This window comes from Pseudomonas sp. C 49-2, assembly GCF_003970195.1.
Lineage (GTDB): Bacteria > Pseudomonadota > Gammaproteobacteria > Pseudomonadales > Pseudomonadaceae > Aquipseudomonas > Aquipseudomonas canadensis.
The window spans coordinates 451,898-469,413 of record NZ_RXYG01000002.1 but is presented as its reverse complement, the minus strand read 5'-3'; the positions used below and the strand labels follow the sequence as shown (position 1 = coordinate 469,413).

The window sequence follows — 17,516 nt, the reverse complement described above, 5'->3', positions numbered from 1 at the left end:
GATCTGGCGTGTTACTGTCTGCGTTTTTGCGCGGGCTTGCTGGTTTTCTCTGTATCAGTTTGTAGCGTTTATCCCCGACCTTTTCTTGATCCCTGATCTATGTTTTTGATTCCTTCAGCGGTCAACGGAGTGACAGCCTATGCACGACACCCTCCAGCAGGTTTTTGGTTATCCACAGTTTCGTCTGGGCCAGGAAGAGACAGTCAGTGCCGTACTGGCCGGCCGTTCGGCAGCGGCTATTTTCCCAACCGGTTCGGGCAAGTCCCTGTGCTACCAATTGTCGGCGGTGTTGCTGCCGCACCTGACGCTGGTGGTGTCGCCGCTGTTGGCGCTGATGCAGGACCAGTTGGGTTTCCTGCAGCGCCACGGCATTTCGGCGGGCAGTATCGATTCGGCCCAGAGCCGCGAGGACGCCAATGAGGTGATGGCCCGCGCGCGTTCGGGCGAGTTGAAGATCCTGATGATTTCCGTTGAGCGCCTGAAGAACGAGCGCTTTCGTAACTTCCTGCAAAGCGTGCGGATCTCGCTGTTGGTGGTGGACGAGGCGCACTGTATTTCCGAGTGGGGCCACAACTTCCGTCCGGACTATTTGAAGCTGCCGGACTACCAGCGTCAGTTCAATATCCCACAAGCGCTGCTGTTGACGGCTACAGCGACGCCCAAGGTGATTGCCGACATGCAGGCCAAGTTCGCCATTGCGCCGGACGATGTGGTCACCACGGGCTTCTACCGGCCCAATCTCAACCTGTTGGTGGAGCCGGTCAGCGGCGCGGACAAGCGTCGTCGGTTGGTGCAGTGGATGAGCGAGCGTGCCGATCAGCCGAGTATCGTCTACGTCACCCTGCAGAAAACCGCCGAGCAGATTGCCGATCATTTGAACCGCAACGGCATCCAGGCCGAGGCGTATCACGCCGGTTTGCCTCACGATAAACGCGAGGGTATCCAGCAGCGTTTCATGGGCGGGCGCGCCAATTGCATCGTCGCGACCATCGCGTTTGGCATGGGCATCGACAAAAGTGATATCCGCAATGTGGTGCACTTCGACCTGCCCAAGTCCATCGAGAACTACAGCCAGGAAATCGGCCGCGCGGGGCGTGATGGGCAACCGTCCGATTGCTTGGTGTTGGCCAACCGCGACAGCCTCAATGTGCTGGAAAACTTCGTGTACGGCGATACGCCGGAGCAGGAGGGCATTCGGCGGGTGCTCGAAGAATTGCAGGTCGCTCGAGGCGATGGGCAGTGGGAGTTTTTGCTCAGGTCCTTGTCGGACCACAGCAACATCCGCGAGCTGCCGTTGAAGACGCTACTGGTGCAGTTGGAGCTCAAGGGCGTGATTGCGCCGCGCTATGCGTTTTATGCAGAGTACCGTTTCAAGTACCTGATCGAACCTGAGGCTTTGCTCGCGCGCTTCTCTGGTGAGCGGCAGCAGTTCGTCGCGGCGATCATCCAGGTGTGCAAGCGGGCCAAGACCTGGGCGACGGTGGATTTTGACGCGCTTTATCAACAGCACAATGCCGAACGCAGCAGGGTGGTGAAGGCGCTGGATTACTTCCAGGAGCAAGGCCTGATCGAGCTTGAGAGCAAGCAGATGACGGAGGTCTATAGCTTGCTTGATACCGCGTTTGACCCTGATGTATTGAGCAAAGAGTTATACACAGGCTTCAAGCAGCATGAGGTGGGCGAAGTCGCACGGATTCACGCAATGCTCGATCTGTTCGCCACCGAACACTGCCTGGGTCAACGCCTGGCGCAGTATTTCGGCGATGAGAACGCGCCCCAGCGCTGTGGGCACTGCTCGGTGTGCCACGGCAACGTTGCGCACCTTCCACCGCCGCCAGATTTGCCGCCGCTTGTGGATAAAAACTTCATGGGGCTTTGCGGTGATTTTATCCACAGGCATCATGAACACACCGGCCACTTGCCGGGAGCGGAACGCCTGACGCGTTTCCTCGGCGGCATCAGTGTGCCGTTATTCACCAAGTTGAAGGCGCGGGGCATTCCGGGCTTTGCTGCGTTGGAGGATTATCCGTACGCCGAGGTACGCGAGTGGGCCCAGGCCCATTTGAATGACCTGTAACTCACTTTAACGAGATGACCCGATGCCTGACTCAGTGCCTCAACGCAGCGATTACCCGCACTTCCAACCGATCATCACGCGCTGGCACGACAATGATGTGTATGGCCATGTGAACAACGTGACCTACTACAGCTTTTTCGACACGGCGGTGAATACCTACCTGATCGAGCAAGGTGGGCTGGATATTCATGACGGTGAAGTGGTGGGGTTTGTGGTGAGTTCGGCGTGTGATTATTTTGCGTCGATCGCCTTTCCCGAGCGCATCGAAATCGGCCTGCGGGTGGGCAAGCTGGGCAACAGTTCAGTGCAGTACGAATTGGCGGTGTTCAAGGCAGGCGAAGAAGAAGCGTGTGCGGCGGGGCGCTTTGTGCATGTGTTTGTGGATCGGGGTTCGAACCAGCCGATGACGATTCCGGGGATGTTGCGCGAGGCGTTGCAGCGGTTGGTGGTGTAGGCGCGAACGCCTACACCCTCAGGCCTTAGCGGTGACGGTAGTGATGCTTGTTCTTGCGATGGCCATAGGCATGCCCGCGGCCAGGGTGATCATCGCGGTCATAACGACGGTTATCACGCCCACGGGAGCGACGATCATCGTCATCGCTCTTGTTGCCCATGTAGTTGCCCAGCGCGCCACCTGCACCGCCGCCGGCCGCTGAGCCGATCAGAGCACCGGTGCTGCCGCCGACACTGCGGCCCACTACGTTGCCGCCGGCCGCGCCCAAGGCGCCACCAATGGCCGCTTCGCCACGGCTGCGTTTGTCCGCACCCACCGCACTGCCGCCTGCGCCGCCCAGGGCTGCGCCGATGGTCGAGCCGGTGTTGCCGCCGATCGACTGGCCGACTACCGAACCTAAAACCCCGCCCAATGCGCCGCCCACACCGGCTTCGGTGGTGCCACCGGCCATGGCTGCGCCACTGACCAGGCCAAGGGACAACAAGAGAATCGAGGAGAACTTCATTAGGGGAAACCTCAAGGGGATGACGGCGCGATCCTGAGGCTGTATCGGGAGGGTGACAACAGAAATCCGACCAGTAACACGAGTTGTACACAATTCGCTAAGTTACTGTTTTTGTTGTGGAACTTAAGTGGTTTTTGTGAGTCTTTAACTACTTCGGAAAGGCCGCTTTTATGCAAAAGCGGCCTTTTTTGTGCCCGAAGGTTTATGCAGAGCGCGCCATGATCAGGCCATTGTCACTTGCCGCTTCCAACCGAATTGCCACGAACTTCGACGTCGGCGTATGGCTGCCATCCCCGGTGCTTTCCAGCGGCACCAGCGGGTTCACTTCCGGGTAATAGGCCGCAGCCTGCCCGGCCGGAATATCAAACGCCAGCAGGGTAAAGCCCTTCACCCGGCGCTCGCGGCCGTCTTCCCACAGCGACACGATGTCGGCTTTCTGCCCCGGCTTGAAGCCCAGGCGGATGATGTCGGCCTCGTTGACGAACAGCACGTCACGCTGGCCCTTGACCCCACGGTAGCGGTCATCCAGGCCATAGATGGTGGTGTTGTACTGATCGTGGGAACGCATCGATTGCATGATCAGGTCCGGCACCTTGCCCGTCGCGTGGGTGCGCTCGTGGATCAGGTCCTTGGGCAGGATGTTCGGACGGAAGTTGGCGCGCCCCGACGGGGTGTTCCAGCGGCGTGCGCCGGCGGAGTTGCCCAGGTAGAAACCACCCGGATTCTTGATCTTCTCATTGAAGTCCTTGAAACCCGGGATGGTATCGGCAATCAGGTCGCGGATGCGGCCGTAATCGGCCACCAGCCAGTTCCAATCCACAGGCTTACTGCCCAGGGTGGCGGCAGCGATACCGGCCAGAATCGCAGGCTCTGACTTCATCAGCTTCGACAGCGGCTGCAACTGGCCGTTGGAGCCGTGGACCATGCTGAACGAGTCTTCCACCGTCACCGCTTGCGGGCCGTCGGCCTGGATGTCGATGTCGGTACGGCCCAGGCACGGCAGGATCAGCGCGTCTTTGCCGTGCATCAGGTGGCTGCGGTTGAGCTTGGTGCTGATCTGCACGGTCAGGTCGCAATTGCGCAGGGCTTCGAAGGTGCGCGGGCTGTCCGGCGTGGCTTGGGCGAAGTTGCCACCCAGGCCGATAAACACTTTGGAGCGGCCTTCAAGCATGGCGTGAATCGCTTCGACCACGTTGTGGCCGTTGACGCGCGGCACCTGGAACTGGAAGCGACGTTCCAGGGAGTCGAGGAACGCCACGGGCGGACGTTCGTTGATGCCCATGGTGCGGTCGCCCTGCACGTTGCTGTGGCCACGCACTGGGCACAAGCCGGCGCCTGGGCGGCCGATGTTGCCGCGCAGCAGCATCAGGTTGGCGATTTCCTGGATGGTCGGCACCGAATGGCGGTGCTGGGTGATGCCCATCGCCCAGCACATGATCACGTTCTTGCCTTTGGCGTACATGCGCGCCGCTTGCTCGATCTCGACCAGGGTGAGGCCGGACTGTTCGACGATTTCATCCCAGGAGGTGTCGTCGATCTTGCCCAGGTACTCCAGCACGTTGGCCGTGTGTTCGTTGAGGAAGTCGTGGTCGAACACGGCTTCTTTGCCTTCGGCCTGGGCCTGGCGCTCCCACAGCAGCAGGAACTTGGCCATGCCGCGCAGGATGGCCATGTCGCCACCCAATGCAGGGCGGAAGTAGGCGGTGTTGGTCGGTTTGTCACCGTTGGTGAGCATTTCCAGCGGATGTTGCGGATGCTGGAAGCGTTCCAGGCCGCGCTCTTTCAGCGGGTTGATGCACACCACTTGGGCGCCGCGTTTGACCGCCTCGCGCAGCGGTTCGAGCATGCGTGGGTGGTTGGTGCCGGGGTTCTGGCCCCAGACGAAGATCGCATCGGCATGCTCAAAGTCATCAAAGGTCACGGTGCCTTTGCCGACGCCCACGCTTTGCGCCAGGGCAACGCCGCTGGCTTCGTGACACATGTTCGAACAGTCGGGAAAGTTGTTGGTGCCGTAGGCGCGCACGAACAGCTGATACAGGTACGCCGCTTCGTTGCTGGCGCGGCCCGAGGTGTAGAACTCGGCCATGTCCGGGCTCGGCAGGGCGTTGAGGTGCTTGCCGACCAGGTCGAAGGCCGCTTCCCAACTGATGGGCTGGTAGCGGTCGGTTTCGGCGTCATAGCGCATCGGCTCGGTCAGGCGGCCTTGGTATTCCAGCCAGTAGTCACTTTGCTCCAGCAGGGCAGTCACGCTGTGTTTGGCGAAGAACGCCGCATCGACGCGGCGCTTGGTGGCTTCCCAGTTCACCGCCTTGGCGCCGTTTTCGCAGAACTTGACCATGCCGCTTTCCGGGGAATCACCCCAGGCGCAGCCAGGGCAATCGAAGCCGCCGTTCTGGTTGGTCTTGAGCATCATGCGCAGGTTTTTCAGCGCGTTGTCGCTGGTCAGCCAGGCCTGCGCCACGCTGATCAGTGCGCCCCAGCCGCCGGCCGGGCCCTTGTAGGGCTTGTAGCGCGGGGTTGGGGTTTGGTCGGCTTGGTGGTGCTGGCTCATGGCTGATTCTCCATCGCAGGACTGTAGACCCGCGGCGCACTTTTCTGCGGCAGGTGGATGAGATTGAGGTTATGCCGGCGGGCCCATTGCAGGGCCAGGCCGGTGGGTGACGACAGGCTGACCAGGGTCTGGATGCCCGCGCGCAGGACTTTCTGGATCAACTCCAGGCTGCAACGGCTGGTGACAATCGCCAGGCCGCCTTCGGTCGGAATCTCTTGGCGGATCAAGGCGCCGATCAATTTATCCAGGGCGTTGTGCCGGCCGATGTCTTCACGGCCGAGCAACAACTCGCCTTGGCCGTTCATGAACACCGCTGCATGCACGGCGCCGCTGTATTGGCCCAGGGGTTGAAAGGCGCTGATGCGTTGGCGCAGGCCATCCAGCCATTCGGCGGGCGGCAAGGGCGCGCCGGGCAATACCTGGAGGTCTGGGAGGGCCTGTTCAACGGCTTCCACGCCACACAAGCCACAGCCGCTGGTGCCGGCCAACTGGCGGCGCTGCTGCTTGAGGTTCCAGAAGGCGCGGCTGGAGATTTGCACCTGAGCGTATTGGGTCGAGCCCGAACCGCTGAGTTTCAGGTCATAAATATCGCTTACGTCGGCGATAATGCCGCTACCGATACTGAAACCGACTATAAAGTCTTCCAGGTCCGTCGGCGTTACGAGCATCACCGCTTGGCTGATGTCGTTGTAGGCAATCGCCAACGCCACTTCTTCTGCCAAGGCGGTGGTGGCGGATTCCGTGTGTTCGAGATTGCAATACTGGTAGCTCTGGCTGGCGGCGGGCGCTGGCGTTTCGAGAGCGGGCGCCGCGCAGACTGGGCGCTTGGCGTTCATGGGGCAGTACCACCGGCGGATTGATCAGTGTTTAGACTAGGCGCGACAAAGCGTCGCGTCTAATTGCCAGTACTGATCTACCGATAGATGACGTCGATCAAGGTTCGTTTTGCGATTTCTGATACAGCGCGAAACACGCCTCGGCCAGTGCGGAGCGCGGGGCGCTGCGCCGCATGATCAGCCCCAGGCGCGCGAGGGTGTGGGCGTCTTCGATCGGCTGCAGCCGCAGGTGCTCGGTGAGTGCGTCCAGGCCGCCATCTAGCGGCATGACCGCGCAACACAATCCACCGTGCACGGCTTGTAACAATTGATGGACGGCGTCGGTCTGCAGCAGCGGTTGCGGGTTGAGCCCACGGCTGTGGAAGTTGTGGTCGATGGACTGGCGAAAGTGCATGCCGCTGGTGAGCATGCCCAGCGGCAACTCGATCAGCGCCTCCCAGCTCAACGGCGTATTACCGAAGCTGAAGAAGCGCTGGTCGTAGAGCAGGCCCATACGGGTTTCGCCCAAGGCCAGCGAGTCGAAGCGCTCGTTATCCAGACGCTCCAGGTAAGACACGCCCAGGTCCAGCCGGTTACTCGCCAGTTGTTCAAGAATCTGCTCCGAGCTGAGGGCCGACAGCTCGAAGCGCAGGCTTGGGTGTTCTTTATGCAGTTGCTGCATCAATGCCAAAGGATCAAAGCTCGACAGCGGCACCACGCCCAGGCGCAACGTACCCACCAGGTTGCCGCGACAGGCTGCCGCCTCGGCCTGCAAGCCGTCATAGGCGGCCAGCACCGTGCGTGCCCATGCCAACACGCGCTCGCCCGGTGCGGTAAAGCTTTCGAAGCGCTGGCCGCGATTGACCAACGGTAGGTCAAGCTCTTCTTCAAGGTTACGTAAGCGCATCGACAGCGTCGGTTGGGTGATGTGGCAACGCGCCGCCGCCTGGCCGAAATGACGGGTTTCGTCGAGGGCGATGAGGAATTTCAGCTGTTTGATGTCCATCTTCGCTCCAGGGCTTATTCCAATGGCGGGGGGATTCTAGCGCGTTTGGGTCTTTGGTCGGGCTGGAACCCAAATCTGTAGGACTGGTCTAGTCTTGGGCATCTGGAAATCAAATCCCAAGGAGAGCGCACTATGAGCATTTTCAGCTTTATCAAGGAAGCCGGCGAAAAGATTGTCGACCTGTTGACGCCGGGTAATGCAAACGCCAGCGAGCAGTTGAAGGACCACGTGTCCAAAGTGGGTCTGGGTAATCCGAATGTGCAGACCACAGTGGATGGCGACAAGGTGACGGTGACCGGTGAAGTCGCCACCCAGGAAGAGAAAGAGAAGATCCTGTTGGCGCTGGGCAATATCGCCGGTGTGGCCAGTGTTGATGACCAGATCACCGTATCCGGCCCTGTAGTCGCTGCAGCCACCTTCGTCGTTGTGAAAAAGGGCGACACCCTGAGCGCTATCTCCAAAACCGTTTACGGTGATGCGAATCTGTACAACAAGATCTTCGAAGCCAACAAACCGCTGCTGTCGCATCCGGACAAAATTTACCCTGGGCAGACTCTGCGTATTCCTGAGTAAAACGCAGGACGACATGTGGGAGGGGGCTTGCCCCCGATGGCGGTGTGTCAGTCACTGAATGTGTCTCTGATCCACCGTTATCGGGGGCAAGCCCCCTCCCACATGGGTTTAGAGTCCGGCAATAAGATCTCGATAGTCTTCGACTGCTGCGAACTCCGCCGTGTCCTTTGGCCCCTTCTGGCTGTCCGGTTCCTTCACCGCCAGCAAATGCCCCACGCCAAAGTCCCGGGCGCTGCGAAGGATCGGCAGTGTGTCGTCAATAAACAGGCTGCGGGCCGGGTCGAAGTGGATGTCGGCTTGCAGGGCATCCCAGAACTGCGGGTTTTCCTTGGCGAAACCGTAATCATGGGAGCTGATCAATCGTTCGAAATACGGCGCCAGTTCAATGCGTTCCAACTTCAATGACAACGAATCACGATGAGCGTTAGTGATCAGGATCACACGTTTGCCGGCCTGTTTGATCGCCGCCAGAAAGGTGTCCGCATCCGGGCGCAGGGCAATCAGGTGGGCGGTTTCCAGCTTGAGTTCGCGTACCGGGATCTTCAGTTCCGCACTCCAGAAATCCAGGCAGTACCATTGCAACTGTCCGGCGTTACGCTCGAACAGGGGCTGCAACTCCATCTCCGCCATGGCCCGGCTCACCCCGTGCAGTTCGGCGTAGCGTTGAGGCAAGTGCTCCATCCAGAAGTGGTTGTCGAAATGCAGGTCGAGCAAGGTGCCGTCCATGTCCAGCAGGACAGTGTCGATGGCGTGCCAGGGCAAAGAGGGCATGGGGCGTTCTCATGTAAGTAAAGATATCCGACACAGACAATCGGAAAAGCCACGGTATAGTAACCCGATCACGCCAAGGAGCCGCTCATGCGCCAGAAACCCACCGTCCTCGCCCGCGAAATAGTCGCCAGTAGCCGTTTGTTCCGCGTGGAGGAAGTGCAACTGCGCTTTTCCAATGGCGTTGAACGGACCTACGAGCGTCTGGTGGGCCGCGGTGCCGGTTACGGCGCGGTGATGATCGTGGCGATGATCGACGCGGACCATGCGTTGCTGGTGGAAGAATACTGCGGTGGCACCGACGAATATGAATTGTCCTTGCCCAAGGGCTTGATCGAGCCCGGCGAAGACGTATTGGCCGCCGCCAACCGCGAGCTCAAGGAAGAGGCTGGCTATGGCGCGCGGCAGTTGGAACACCTCACCGAACTGTCGCTGTCGCCTGGCTACATGAGCCAGAAAATCCAGGTGGTATTGGCCACCGATCTCTATGAAGAACGCCTGGAAGGCGATGAACCTGAGCCGATGCGTGTGGACCGGGTCAACCTGCGTGAGCTGTCGATGCTTGCGCAAAACGAGCAATTCAGCGAAGGCCGCGCCCTGGCCGCGCTGTACCTGGTACGAGACCTGTTGACCCAGCGTGGAGCGTTTACCGCATGAGCGAACTGTTTTTAGGCCACCCGTTTATTGCCCCTGTGATCGAACTGGCTCGTCAGGCCGGTGAAGTGATTTTGCCGTTCTGGCGTGCCGACGTAGCCGTGACCTCCAAAGCCGACGATTCGCCCGTGACGGCAGCGGACCTGGCCGCTCATCACCTGATCCTGGCGGGTCTGACCGCGCTGGACCCAAGTATTCCGGTGCTGTCCGAGGAAGACGCCGACATCGACCAGAGCGTGCGCGCTGGCTGGCAGCGCTGGTGGTTGGTGGACCCATTGGACGGCACCAAGGAATTTATCGCCGGCAGCGAAGAATTCACCGTGAACATCGCCCTGATCGAACAGGGCCGCGTGGTGTTCGGCGTAGTGTCGATGCCCACCAGCGGTCGTTGCTATTTTGGTGGCGCCGGCCTGGGCGCCTGGCGTTCGGATGTGAATGAGGCACCCAAGCAGATCCAGGTGCGCCAGGCACCGGCAGCGGGCGAGTCGTTTACGGTAGTGGCCAGCCGTCGGCATTCCAGCCCCGAGCAGGAGCGTCTGTTGGACGGTTTGAGCGAAGGTCTGGGCGCATTGAAGCTGGCGAATATCGGCAGCTCGTTGAAGTTCTGCCTCCTGGCCGAAGGCAGTGCGGATTGCTACCCGCGACTGGCGCCGACGTCACAGTGGGATACCGCCGCCGCCCAGGGCGTGCTGGAAGGGGCGGGGGGCGAGGTGTTGGAGTTGAGCGGTGAACCGTTCAGCTATCCGGCGCGGGCATCGTTGTTGAACCCGTTCTTCCTGGCGTTGCCGGCCAAGGCTGCATGGCGTGAGCGGTTGCTGACCCTGGCTCGCTCTTAAGGCCCCAGCAGATCAAACTGTGGGAGCGGGCTTGCTCGCGAAGGCGGAGTGTCAGTCACTGAATGTATCTGACACACCGCCTTCGCGAGCAAGCCCGCTCCCACATTTGGTTTTGTGCAGTGGCGGCTACCGGTGCAGGACGTATTGACCGGTGAAAGCCACTGCTCTTTCCTCACTCCCCTCATTCACAATCCAGGTCTCCAGCGTCAGCCGCGCGCGGCCATAACGCTTGTACGTCGCCACAAACCGCTTCCACACCTTCTCCTCCGGCGCCGCGCAAATAGCGATCGCATCCCGCGTGACCGGTAGCGGATAACTGATCTTCCCTTCCTGAATCACGATATGCCCGTCTTCAATCCCTTCTTCACGCAATTGCAAGTGCAGCCAGCCCCATCCCGCCAGCACTGCGCCGCAGTACAGGCTGCCGCCGAACATGGTGCTCTTGTGGTTGATGTTGGCCTGCAAGGGCAAATGCAGTTCCAGCCGCCCCTGTTGCCAGTCGAGCACCTTGAGGCCCATTTCCCGGGTGAGGGGGATGTCGTGGTGCAGGATGGATTCCAGGTAACGGCTGTCGCGGCTCATGGGGGCCTCTTGGCGGGTGGGGGCTGTCATTCATCGTCGCTGCTTTGGTTGGCGAAGTTCAGGCCATGCTTGCGCAGCTTGTCGTGCAGGGTCTTGCGCGGTACACCCAGGGCTTCGGCGAGGCTGCGCATGGAGCTGTGGGGACGGGTCAGTTCGGCGGCGATCAGGCTTTTTTCGAACTGCTCGACTTGCTCGCTCAGGCCTCCGGGCGTAGAGGTCAGTACGCCAGTTGATGGATTGTCCGGCGTGTTATCCAGCGCCAGCTCCAGGCCCAGCGCGAAACGTTCTGCCGCATTCTGTAGCTCACGCACATTGCCCGGCCAGCTATGGCGCAACAGCAGTGCGCGCTGGCCCGGTTGCAGTTCGTGCAGCGGCAAACCGTGACGGCTGCTGGCTTCATCGGCGAAGTGCTGGAACAGCATCAAGGCATCTTCCCCGCGCTCGCGCAGCGGCGGAATACGCAGCGGCGCGACGTTGAGGCGGTAATACAGGTCGGCACGGAAGCGGCCCTGGTCGGCGGACTGGCGCAGGTCTTCCTTGGTGGCGGCGATGATGCGGATATCCAGCGGGATCAGTTGATTACCGCCTAGGCGTTCCACCACCCGCTCCTGCAACAGGCGCAACAGCTTGACCTGCACATCCAGGCTCATGCTTTCGATTTCATCCAGGAACAAGGTGCCGCCGTTGGCGAATTCGAACTTGCCGATACGGCGTTTCTGCGCGCCGGTGAAGGCGCCGGGCTCGTGGCCGAACAGTTCGCTCTCCACTACCGACTCGGCCAATGCCCCGGCGTTGATCGCTACAAACGGGCCACTGCGACGGCTCGACAAATCATGCAGCGCGCGCGCTACCACCTCTTTGCCGGCACCGGTTTCGCCGAGGATCAGCACATCGGCCTTGGTCGCGGCCAGTGCGCCGATCTGCTCGCGCAGGCGCAGCATTTGCGGCGAGTGGCCGACCAGGCGCGTGCTCAGTTGCTGACGGTCGCTGAGGGCCAGGCGCAGGCTGCGGTTGTCCAGCACCAGGCGGCGCAGGGCCAGTGCGCGGCGCACACTGTCGAGCAGGGCGTCACTGGCGAACGGTTTTTCCAGGAAGTCATAGGCCCCGGCGCGCATGGCCTGTACCGCCAGTGGTACGTCGCCGTGGCCGGTGATCAGCAGCACAGGCAGGTCCGGGTCCTGGCCGTGCAGTTCGGCGAGGAGCTCCAGGCCGTCCATACCGGGCATGCGGATGTCGCTGACCACCACGCCCGGCCAGTCCCGCGACAGGCGCGCAGTGAGGCCAGTGGCTTCACCCAGGGTCAGGACTTTCAGCCCGGCCAGGTCCAGGGTCTGGCACAGGGCCTGACGCAGGTGTGGATCGTCGTCGATCAACACCACCTGAATCTGGTTATCGATACTCATACACTGCGGTCCTCGGACGGTTGCAGACTGACGCCCGGCGCACCGGCACGCAATTTCAAGGTTAACAGCGCGCCGCCTTCCTTGTGGTTGGCGAACAGCAGTTCGCCGCCAAAGGCACGCATCAGGGTGTCACAGATCGCCAGCCCCAACCCCAGGCCCTGAGTGCGGGTCTTGGTGGTGTAGAACGGCTCGCTGGCGCGGCCGAGGGCTTCCATGCAAAAACCCGGGCCGTTGTCGCGAATGTACAGGTTGACGCCCTGTTCGGTGGTTTCGGCACTCAGCCAGAGTTTACGCGGCGGGCCTTTTTCAGTGAGGGCGTCGAGGGCGTTGGCCAGCAGGTTGCCCAGCACCTGGCGCAGGCGGGTTTCACCGGCCTGTACCCACAAGGTTGCTTCGGGCAAATCGCGAATCAGCTCCACCTCCATCGACCGCCGCCGCTTGGCGAGCAACGCCAGTGCATCGTCCAGCGCCGGTTGCAGCGCCACGCTCTCGGGCGCATGGCGGTCGCGGCGGGCAAAGGCGCGCAGGTGGGCGATGATCGAGGCCATGCGACCGGTCAGTTCGCTGATCAGCTTGAGGTTGCCCCGTGCATCGGTGGTGCGCTCATGGTCGAGCAGGATTTCAGCGTTCTCTGCATAGCTGCGAATCGCCGCCAGAGGCTGGTTGAGTTCATGACTGATGCTCGCCGACATGGTGCCCAGTGCCGACAACTTGCCTGCCTGCACCAGGTCATCCTGGGCGCGTACCAACTCCTGCTGGGCGTGTTCACGTTCCAGCACTTCCTGCTTCAGGCGCCGGTTGAGGCCTTCCAGATCACTGGTCCGCTCGACCACACGCGCTTCCAGCTCGCGACGGGCCTTGGCTTCGAACGCAATGCGTTCCAGGTAATGGCGGCGACGTTGCATCATCAGGCCGAGCAGCAACATCAACACCAACAGCGTGGCGCCGCCGACTGCAACCACCGTGCGCACGGGGCGGTTGATCAGTGAGCGCGGCGCGAGGATCTCCACGTTCCACCCGGTCTCGGCGATGGCCGTGGATTGGCGCAGCCAGGCGGTGTTGCTCAGGCTCAGCGGCTGCGGGTCGCGAGTCGGGTAGGGCTGGATGGCGATGATGGCCTGGCGCTCTTCAGCGGTCAGTGGCCGGGTGGCGCGGAATCGCCATTGCGGGCGCGAGGTCAGGATCACCACGCCATTGTGGTCGGTGACCAGCAGTTGTTCCGGCGTGTTACCCCAAAGGCTTTCGGTGTGGTCCAGGTCGACCTTGACTACCAGCACGCCGATGATCGTATCGCCATCGCGCACGGCCGCGGCGAAGAAGTAACCGCGCTTGGCCGAGGTGGTGCCCAACCCGAAAAACCGCCCCAGGCGCCCGTCCATGGCTTCGCTGAAATAAGGCCGAAACGAGAAGTTGCGCCCGACGAAGCTGTCTTGTTTATCCCAGTTGGACGCGGCGAGGGTCTTGCCGGTGGTGTCCATCAGGTACATCACCTCCACCCCGGCCTGGGCGGCGACGTCCTTGAGCAGCAGGTTGGCGTTGACCAGGTTGGTGCTTACCCCAGGCGCATCCAGCGCGGTGCGCAAGGCCGGCAAGTCGCCGAGGATCTGCGGCAGCACTTCATAACGGTGCAGGGTCCCGAGCAGGTTGGCCACGTACAGGTCGAGGGTCTGGCGGTTCTGGCCGGCCAGTTCGCTGCGGTAATAACGCTCGGCCAGGTGCTCCAGCGGCCACAGCAGCGGTGCCAGGCACAACGCCAACAAGGCGAGGCTGCGCCAGCGGGGTCTACGCGGGAGGGGTGGAGTCATGGGAGTCGTGCGCCTGTGGGTACAGGCGCATTATGCCTAGTGCTGCTGTGCAAGACACTCGCGCAATGCGTCTTGCCAGTGTGGCTGGCTAACGTGCCATTGCTGCAGCAGGCGGCTGCAGTCCAGGCGCGAGTTCAGCGGACGCTGGGCGGGTGTCGGATAAGCGCTGGAAGGGATGGGCTCCAGTTCGGCGCAGGCTTTGTCCTGTTCGCGCAGGTGCTTGCCAATGGCCTGGGCAAAACCGAACCATGAGGTTTCCCCTCCGGCGGTCAGGTGGTAAATGCCCCATTCCCCCGGTTCGCCTGCTTGCCAGCGCTCGATCAACGCACGCGTGCTGTTGGCAATGCTGCCGGCCCACGTTGGCGCGCCGATCTGGTCGGCGACGATGCGCATCTGCGGTTTCTCTTGCAGCAGGCGCTGCATGGTCAGCAGGAAGTTCTTGCCGTGGTTGGAGTAGACCCAACTGGTGCGCAGAATGAGATGTTCGCCACCGACGGCCGTAATCGCCTGCTCGCCCGCCAATTTGCTTTGGCCGTAGACGCCCAGCGGGTTGGGCGTGTCGGTTTCGGTGTAAGGCGCAGGTTTGCTGCCGTCGAACACGTAGTCGGTGGAATAGTGGATCAGCGGGATGCCCAGCGCCTTGGCTTCCTCAGCGAGAATGCCCGGGGCGATGGCGTTAATGGCAAACGCAGCGTCCGGTTCGCTTTCGGCCAGATCGACGGCAGTGTGGGCTGCTGCGTTGATGATCAAGCCTGGGCGATGGGCTCGCACGTGCTGGCGGATCTGGTCTGCGTCAGCCAGGTCAAGCTGGTCGCGTCCCAGGACGATAAGCTCGCCCAGGTCTTGGAGGCGCAGTTGCAGTTCGCGGGAGACTTGGCCATGTTGGCCGGTGATCAAGATCTTCATGGGAACAGGTCGGCTTCCAGCAAGGGTTTACCCGCCTGGTCCTTGGCGGACAACTGTGGCGCCTCGCTCAGCTCCCAGTCGATGGCCAGTGTCGGGTCATTCCACAGGATGCAGCGTTCGGCACTGGGCTGGTAGTAGTCCGTGGTTTTGTACAGGAATTCGGCGTGTTCACTCAGTACCACGAATCCATGGGCGAAACCTTCCGGCACCCAGAGTTGGCGGTGGTTCTGGGCCGATAAGCGCACACCTACCCACTGGCCGAAATTCGGCGAGCTTCGGCGGATATCGACGGCTACGTCCAACACTTCACCGGCGGTTACACGCACCAGTTTGCCCTGGGTGTGTTCGAGTTGGTAATGCAGGCCGCGCAACACGCCTTTTTGCGAGCGCGAGTGATTGTCCTGCACAAAGTGACGCTTGAGACCCGTTGCCTCTTCAAAAGCCCGGGCGTTGAAGCTTTCGTAGAAGAAGCCACGCTCATCACCGAACACTTTGGGTTCGATGATCAGTACGCCGGGCAGTGAGGTTTCAATGACGTTCACTGGTTTTCTCCGGCCAGCGAGTACAGGTATTGACCATAACCGGTCTTGCCGAAGTACTTGGCACGTTCCAGCAGGTGGTCGCGGTCGATCCAGCCGTTTTCATAGGCGATTTCTTCGAGGCAGGCGACTTTCAGGCCTTGGCGGTGCTCGATGGTCTGCACGTACTGCGAGGCTTCCAGCAAGCTGTCATGGGTGCCTGTGTCGAGCCAGGCAAACCCACGGCCAAAACGCTCTACATGCAGGTCACCGCGCTTGAGGTAGGCGTTGTTGACGTCGGTAATCTCAAGCTCCCCTCGAGGCGAAGGCTTGACCGCCTTGGCGATCTTGATCACGTCGTTGTCGTAGAAATACAGGCCGGTCACCGCGTAGCTGGATTTTGGCTTCGCCGGCTTTTCTTCGATGGAGAGGGCACGGCCCGCGCTGTCGAAATCGATCACGCCAAAGCGCTCAGGGTCCTTGACCCAGTAACCGAAAACGGTAGCGCCAGAAGGCCGTTTGGCCGCCCCAAGCAGTTGTTCGCCGAAATGCTGACCATGGAAGATATTGTCGCCCAGGATCAGGCACACAGGGTCATTGCCAATGAATTCCTCGCCGATGATGAACGCCTGGGCCAGGCCATCCGGGGTGGGCTGCTCGGCGTAGCTGAAACGCACGCCAAACTGGCTGCCATCGCCGAGCAGATTGCGGTATTGCGGCAGGTCCACGGGTGTGGAAATCACCAGGATTTCCTTGATACCCGCCAGCATCAACACCGAGATCGGGTAGTAGATCATCGGCTTGTCATACACCGGCAACAGTTGTTTGGACACACCCAGGGTAATGGGGTGCAAACGGGTGCCGGAACCGCCGGCCAATACGATTCCCTTCATCATGCGATCAAATCCTTAAAGTCGGTGTTGCCTAAACGTTCGCCCTGATAGCTGCCATCCTGGACCCTACGGCACCATTCCAGGTTATCGAGGTACCACTGCACGGTTTTGCGCAAACCGGTTTCGAAGGTTTCTTCAGGAACCCAGCCTAGCTCGCGTTCAATCTTGCTGGCGTCGATCGCATAACGCTGATCGTGGCCGGGGCGGTCTTTGACGAACGTGATCAGGTCGACGAATTTTTCGACGCCGCTGGGGCGTTGGGGTGCCAACTCTTCCAGCAATTGGCAGATGCCACGCACGACATCGATGTTTTTTTGCTCATTGTGGCCGCCGATATTATAGGTTTCGCCGACGACACCCTCGGTTACCACTTTCAGCAGCGCGCGGGCATGGTCCTCGACGAACAGCCAGTCACGTACTTGTAAGCCATCACCGTAGACCGGCAATGGCTTGCCCGCGAGTGCGTTGAGGATCACCAGGGGGATGAGCTTCTCGGGAAAATGGAACGGCCCATAGTTGTTCGAACAGTTCGTAAGCAGCACCGGCAGGCCATAGGTGCGTTGCCATGCGCGTACCAGGTGGTCGGACGCGGCCTTGCTCGCAGAGTACGGCGAGCTGGGCGCATAGGGCGTGGTTTCGGTGAACAGGTCATCCACACCGTGCAGGTCACCGTACACTTCGTCAGTGGAAATGTGATGAAAACGGAAGCTGCCTTTGGCGGGCTCGGCCAATTTCTGCCAGTAGGCGCGAGCGGCTTCCAGCAGGCTGTAGGTGCCGACGATATTGGTTTGAATGAAATCCGAGGGGCCATCAATCGAGCGGTCCACATGGGACTCTGCCGCCAGGTGCATGATCGCCTGGGGCTCGAAGCGCTCCAGTACAGCGCTGACAGTGGCCTGATCGATGATATCGGCCTGGACAAACTCATAACGGCTGTTGGACGCGATGCTGGTCAGCGACTCCAGATTGCCCGCATAGGTGAGTTTGTCCAGGTTGAGGACTTCGTGCTCAGTGTGTTGAATCAGGTGTCGGATCAGGGCAGAGCCAATAAAACCGGCACCACCGGTGATGAGAATGCGCATGTCGGAGGGCCTTTTCCTTATACGGACATTAAGCGAATGGAGCATAGCTTGAGTTGTGTGGCGAGGTGGTGCAAGCGCGGTATGCGTA

At 60.9% G+C, this 17,516-nt stretch carries 17 protein-coding genes; 5 read left to right on the top strand and 12 right to left on the bottom strand.

Annotation, left to right across the window (positions count from 1 at the left end; translation table 11 throughout):
• Window positions 1-139 precede the first annotated feature (139 nt).
• Window positions 140-2,077, top strand: coding sequence for an ATP-dependent DNA helicase RecQ (locus EJ576_RS05635; protein ID WP_126569739.1), 1,938 nt, complete (start codon window positions 140-142; stop codon window positions 2,075-2,077).
• A gap of 22 nt (window positions 2,078-2,099) precedes the next feature.
• Window positions 2,100-2,531 (top strand): thioesterase family protein, encoded by a 432-nt coding sequence (locus EJ576_RS05630; RefSeq protein ID WP_028615313.1) that lies wholly within the window; start codon window positions 2,100-2,102, stop codon window positions 2,529-2,531.
• A 25-nt stretch (window positions 2,532-2,556) separates the two neighbouring features.
• Here EJ576_RS05630 and EJ576_RS05625 read toward each other — a convergent pair whose 3' ends face one another.
• The 4 genes from EJ576_RS05625 to EJ576_RS05610 form a co-directional block, all read right to left on the bottom strand.
• Window positions 2,557-3,036, bottom strand: a complete 480-nt coding sequence (locus EJ576_RS05625) for a glycine zipper domain-containing protein (RefSeq protein ID WP_028615314.1) — start codon at window positions 3,034-3,036, stop codon at window positions 2,557-2,559.
• A 202-nt stretch (window positions 3,037-3,238) separates the two neighbouring features.
• Window positions 3,239-5,587, bottom strand: a complete 2,349-nt coding sequence (locus tag EJ576_RS05620; protein ID WP_028615315.1) for an FdhF/YdeP family oxidoreductase — start codon at window positions 5,585-5,587, stop codon at window positions 3,239-3,241.
• Window positions 5,584-6,423: a formate dehydrogenase accessory sulfurtransferase FdhD gene (gene fdhD / locus EJ576_RS05615; RefSeq protein WP_126569737.1), complete on the bottom strand. Its 840-nt coding sequence runs from the start codon at window positions 6,421-6,423 to the stop codon at window positions 5,584-5,586. The genes EJ576_RS05620 and fdhD overlap by 4 nt, the downstream gene beginning before the upstream one ends.
• 97 nt (window positions 6,424-6,520) lie before the next feature.
• Window positions 6,521-7,408: a LysR family transcriptional regulator gene (locus EJ576_RS05610; protein ID WP_122554715.1), complete on the bottom strand. Its 888-nt coding sequence runs from the start codon at window positions 7,406-7,408 to the stop codon at window positions 6,521-6,523.
• Window positions 7,409-7,540: 132 nt separating this feature from the next.
• On the opposite strand from EJ576_RS05610, the gene lysM reads away from it, so the two are divergent.
• On the top strand, window positions 7,541-7,981 hold the full coding sequence (lysM, locus tag EJ576_RS05605; protein ID WP_123475307.1) for a peptidoglycan-binding protein LysM: 441 nt from the start codon (window positions 7,541-7,543) through the stop codon (window positions 7,979-7,981).
• Between the two features lie 108 nt (window positions 7,982-8,089).
• On the opposite strand, the gene yrfG is transcribed toward lysM, so the two are convergent.
• Window positions 8,090-8,752, bottom strand: coding sequence for a GMP/IMP nucleotidase (gene yrfG, locus EJ576_RS05600; protein WP_126569735.1), 663 nt, complete (start codon window positions 8,750-8,752; stop codon window positions 8,090-8,092).
• Window positions 8,753-8,839: 87 nt separating this feature from the next.
• On the opposite strand from yrfG, the gene nudE reads away from it, so the two are divergent.
• A complete protein-coding gene (nudE, locus tag EJ576_RS05595; RefSeq protein WP_016979064.1) occupies window positions 8,840-9,406 on the top strand; it encodes an ADP compounds hydrolase NudE in 567 nt (188 codons plus the stop codon).
• Window positions 9,403-10,239 (top strand): 3'(2'),5'-bisphosphate nucleotidase CysQ, encoded by an 837-nt coding sequence (cysQ, locus tag EJ576_RS05590; RefSeq protein WP_016979065.1) that lies wholly within the window; start codon window positions 9,403-9,405, stop codon window positions 10,237-10,239. Before nudE ends, cysQ begins: the two co-directional genes overlap by 4 nt.
• Before the next feature lie 126 nt (window positions 10,240-10,365).
• On the opposite strand, the gene EJ576_RS05580 is transcribed toward cysQ, so the two are convergent.
• From EJ576_RS05580 to rfbB, 7 genes are read right to left on the bottom strand one after another with little or no spacing between them, the layout of a single operon-like run.
• Entirely contained in the window at window positions 10,366-10,821 is a 456-nt protein-coding gene (locus tag EJ576_RS05580; RefSeq protein WP_126569731.1) for a YiiD C-terminal domain-containing protein, read from the bottom strand.
• A gap of 26 nt (window positions 10,822-10,847) precedes the next feature.
• The gene (locus tag EJ576_RS05575; RefSeq protein WP_126569729.1) at window positions 10,848-12,224 is read right to left on the bottom strand and encodes a sigma-54 dependent transcriptional regulator; all 1,377 of its coding nucleotides are present in this window, start codon (window positions 12,222-12,224) and stop codon (window positions 10,848-10,850) included.
• Window positions 12,221-14,029, bottom strand: coding sequence for an ATP-binding protein (locus tag EJ576_RS05570; RefSeq protein ID WP_033898706.1), 1,809 nt, complete (start codon window positions 14,027-14,029; stop codon window positions 12,221-12,223). Before EJ576_RS05570 ends, EJ576_RS05575 begins: the two co-directional genes overlap by 4 nt.
• Before the next feature lie 36 nt (window positions 14,030-14,065).
• Window positions 14,066-14,935: a dTDP-4-dehydrorhamnose reductase gene (rfbD, locus tag EJ576_RS05565; RefSeq protein WP_126569727.1), complete on the bottom strand. Its 870-nt coding sequence runs from the start codon at window positions 14,933-14,935 to the stop codon at window positions 14,066-14,068.
• Window positions 14,932-15,477, bottom strand: a complete 546-nt coding sequence (gene rfbC, locus EJ576_RS05560; protein ID WP_122730345.1) for a dTDP-4-dehydrorhamnose 3,5-epimerase — start codon at window positions 15,475-15,477, stop codon at window positions 14,932-14,934. The genes rfbD and rfbC overlap by 4 nt, the downstream gene beginning before the upstream one ends.
• Window positions 15,474-16,349: a glucose-1-phosphate thymidylyltransferase RfbA gene (rfbA, locus tag EJ576_RS05555; protein WP_016979071.1), complete on the bottom strand. Its 876-nt coding sequence runs from the start codon at window positions 16,347-16,349 to the stop codon at window positions 15,474-15,476. The genes rfbC and rfbA overlap by 4 nt, the downstream gene beginning before the upstream one ends.
• On the bottom strand, window positions 16,346-17,428 hold the full coding sequence (rfbB, locus tag EJ576_RS05550) for a dTDP-glucose 4,6-dehydratase (protein WP_126569725.1): 1,083 nt from the start codon (window positions 17,426-17,428) through the stop codon (window positions 16,346-16,348). Before rfbB ends, rfbA begins: the two co-directional genes overlap by 4 nt.
• Window positions 17,429-17,516: the final 88 nt, after the last annotated feature.

What these genes read in the sequence shown, in the direction of transcription:
- EJ576_RS05635 (WP_126569739.1), top strand. Translation starts at nt 140, where the DNA reads ATGCACGACACCCTCCAGCAGGTTTTTGGTTATCCACAGTTTCGTCTG.
- EJ576_RS05630 (WP_028615313.1), top strand. Translation starts at nt 2,100, where the DNA reads ATGCCTGACTCAGTGCCTCAACGCAGCGATTACCCGCACTTCCAACCG.
- EJ576_RS05625 (WP_028615314.1), bottom strand. Translation starts at nt 3,036, where the DNA reads ATGAAGTTCTCCTCGATTCTCTTGTTGTCCCTTGGCCTGGTCAGTGGC.
- EJ576_RS05620 (WP_028615315.1), bottom strand. Translation starts at nt 5,587, where the DNA reads ATGAGCCAGCACCACCAAGCCGACCAAACCCCAACCCCGCGCTACAAG.
- fdhD (WP_126569737.1), bottom strand. Translation starts at nt 6,423, where the DNA reads ATGAACGCCAAGCGCCCAGTCTGCGCGGCGCCCGCTCTCGAAACGCCA.
- EJ576_RS05610 (WP_122554715.1), bottom strand. Translation starts at nt 7,408, where the DNA reads ATGGACATCAAACAGCTGAAATTCCTCATCGCCCTCGACGAAACCCGT.
- lysM (WP_123475307.1), top strand. Translation starts at nt 7,541, where the DNA reads ATGAGCATTTTCAGCTTTATCAAGGAAGCCGGCGAAAAGATTGTCGAC.
- yrfG (WP_126569735.1), bottom strand. Translation starts at nt 8,752, where the DNA reads ATGCCCTCTTTGCCCTGGCACGCCATCGACACTGTCCTGCTGGACATG.
- nudE (WP_016979064.1), top strand. Translation starts at nt 8,840, where the DNA reads ATGCGCCAGAAACCCACCGTCCTCGCCCGCGAAATAGTCGCCAGTAGC.
- cysQ (WP_016979065.1), top strand. Translation starts at nt 9,403, where the DNA reads ATGAGCGAACTGTTTTTAGGCCACCCGTTTATTGCCCCTGTGATCGAA.
- EJ576_RS05580 (WP_126569731.1), bottom strand. Translation starts at nt 10,821, where the DNA reads ATGAGCCGCGACAGCCGTTACCTGGAATCCATCCTGCACCACGACATC.
- EJ576_RS05575 (WP_126569729.1), bottom strand. Translation starts at nt 12,224, where the DNA reads ATGAGTATCGATAACCAGATTCAGGTGGTGTTGATCGACGACGATCCA.
- EJ576_RS05570 (WP_033898706.1), bottom strand. Translation starts at nt 14,029, where the DNA reads ATGACTCCACCCCTCCCGCGTAGACCCCGCTGGCGCAGCCTCGCCTTG.
- rfbD (WP_126569727.1), bottom strand. Translation starts at nt 14,935, where the DNA reads ATGAAGATCTTGATCACCGGCCAACATGGCCAAGTCTCCCGCGAACTG.
- rfbA (WP_016979071.1), bottom strand. Translation starts at nt 16,349, where the DNA reads ATGATGAAGGGAATCGTATTGGCCGGCGGTTCCGGCACCCGTTTGCAC.
- rfbB (WP_126569725.1), bottom strand. Translation starts at nt 17,428, where the DNA reads ATGCGCATTCTCATCACCGGTGGTGCCGGTTTTATTGGCTCTGCCCTG.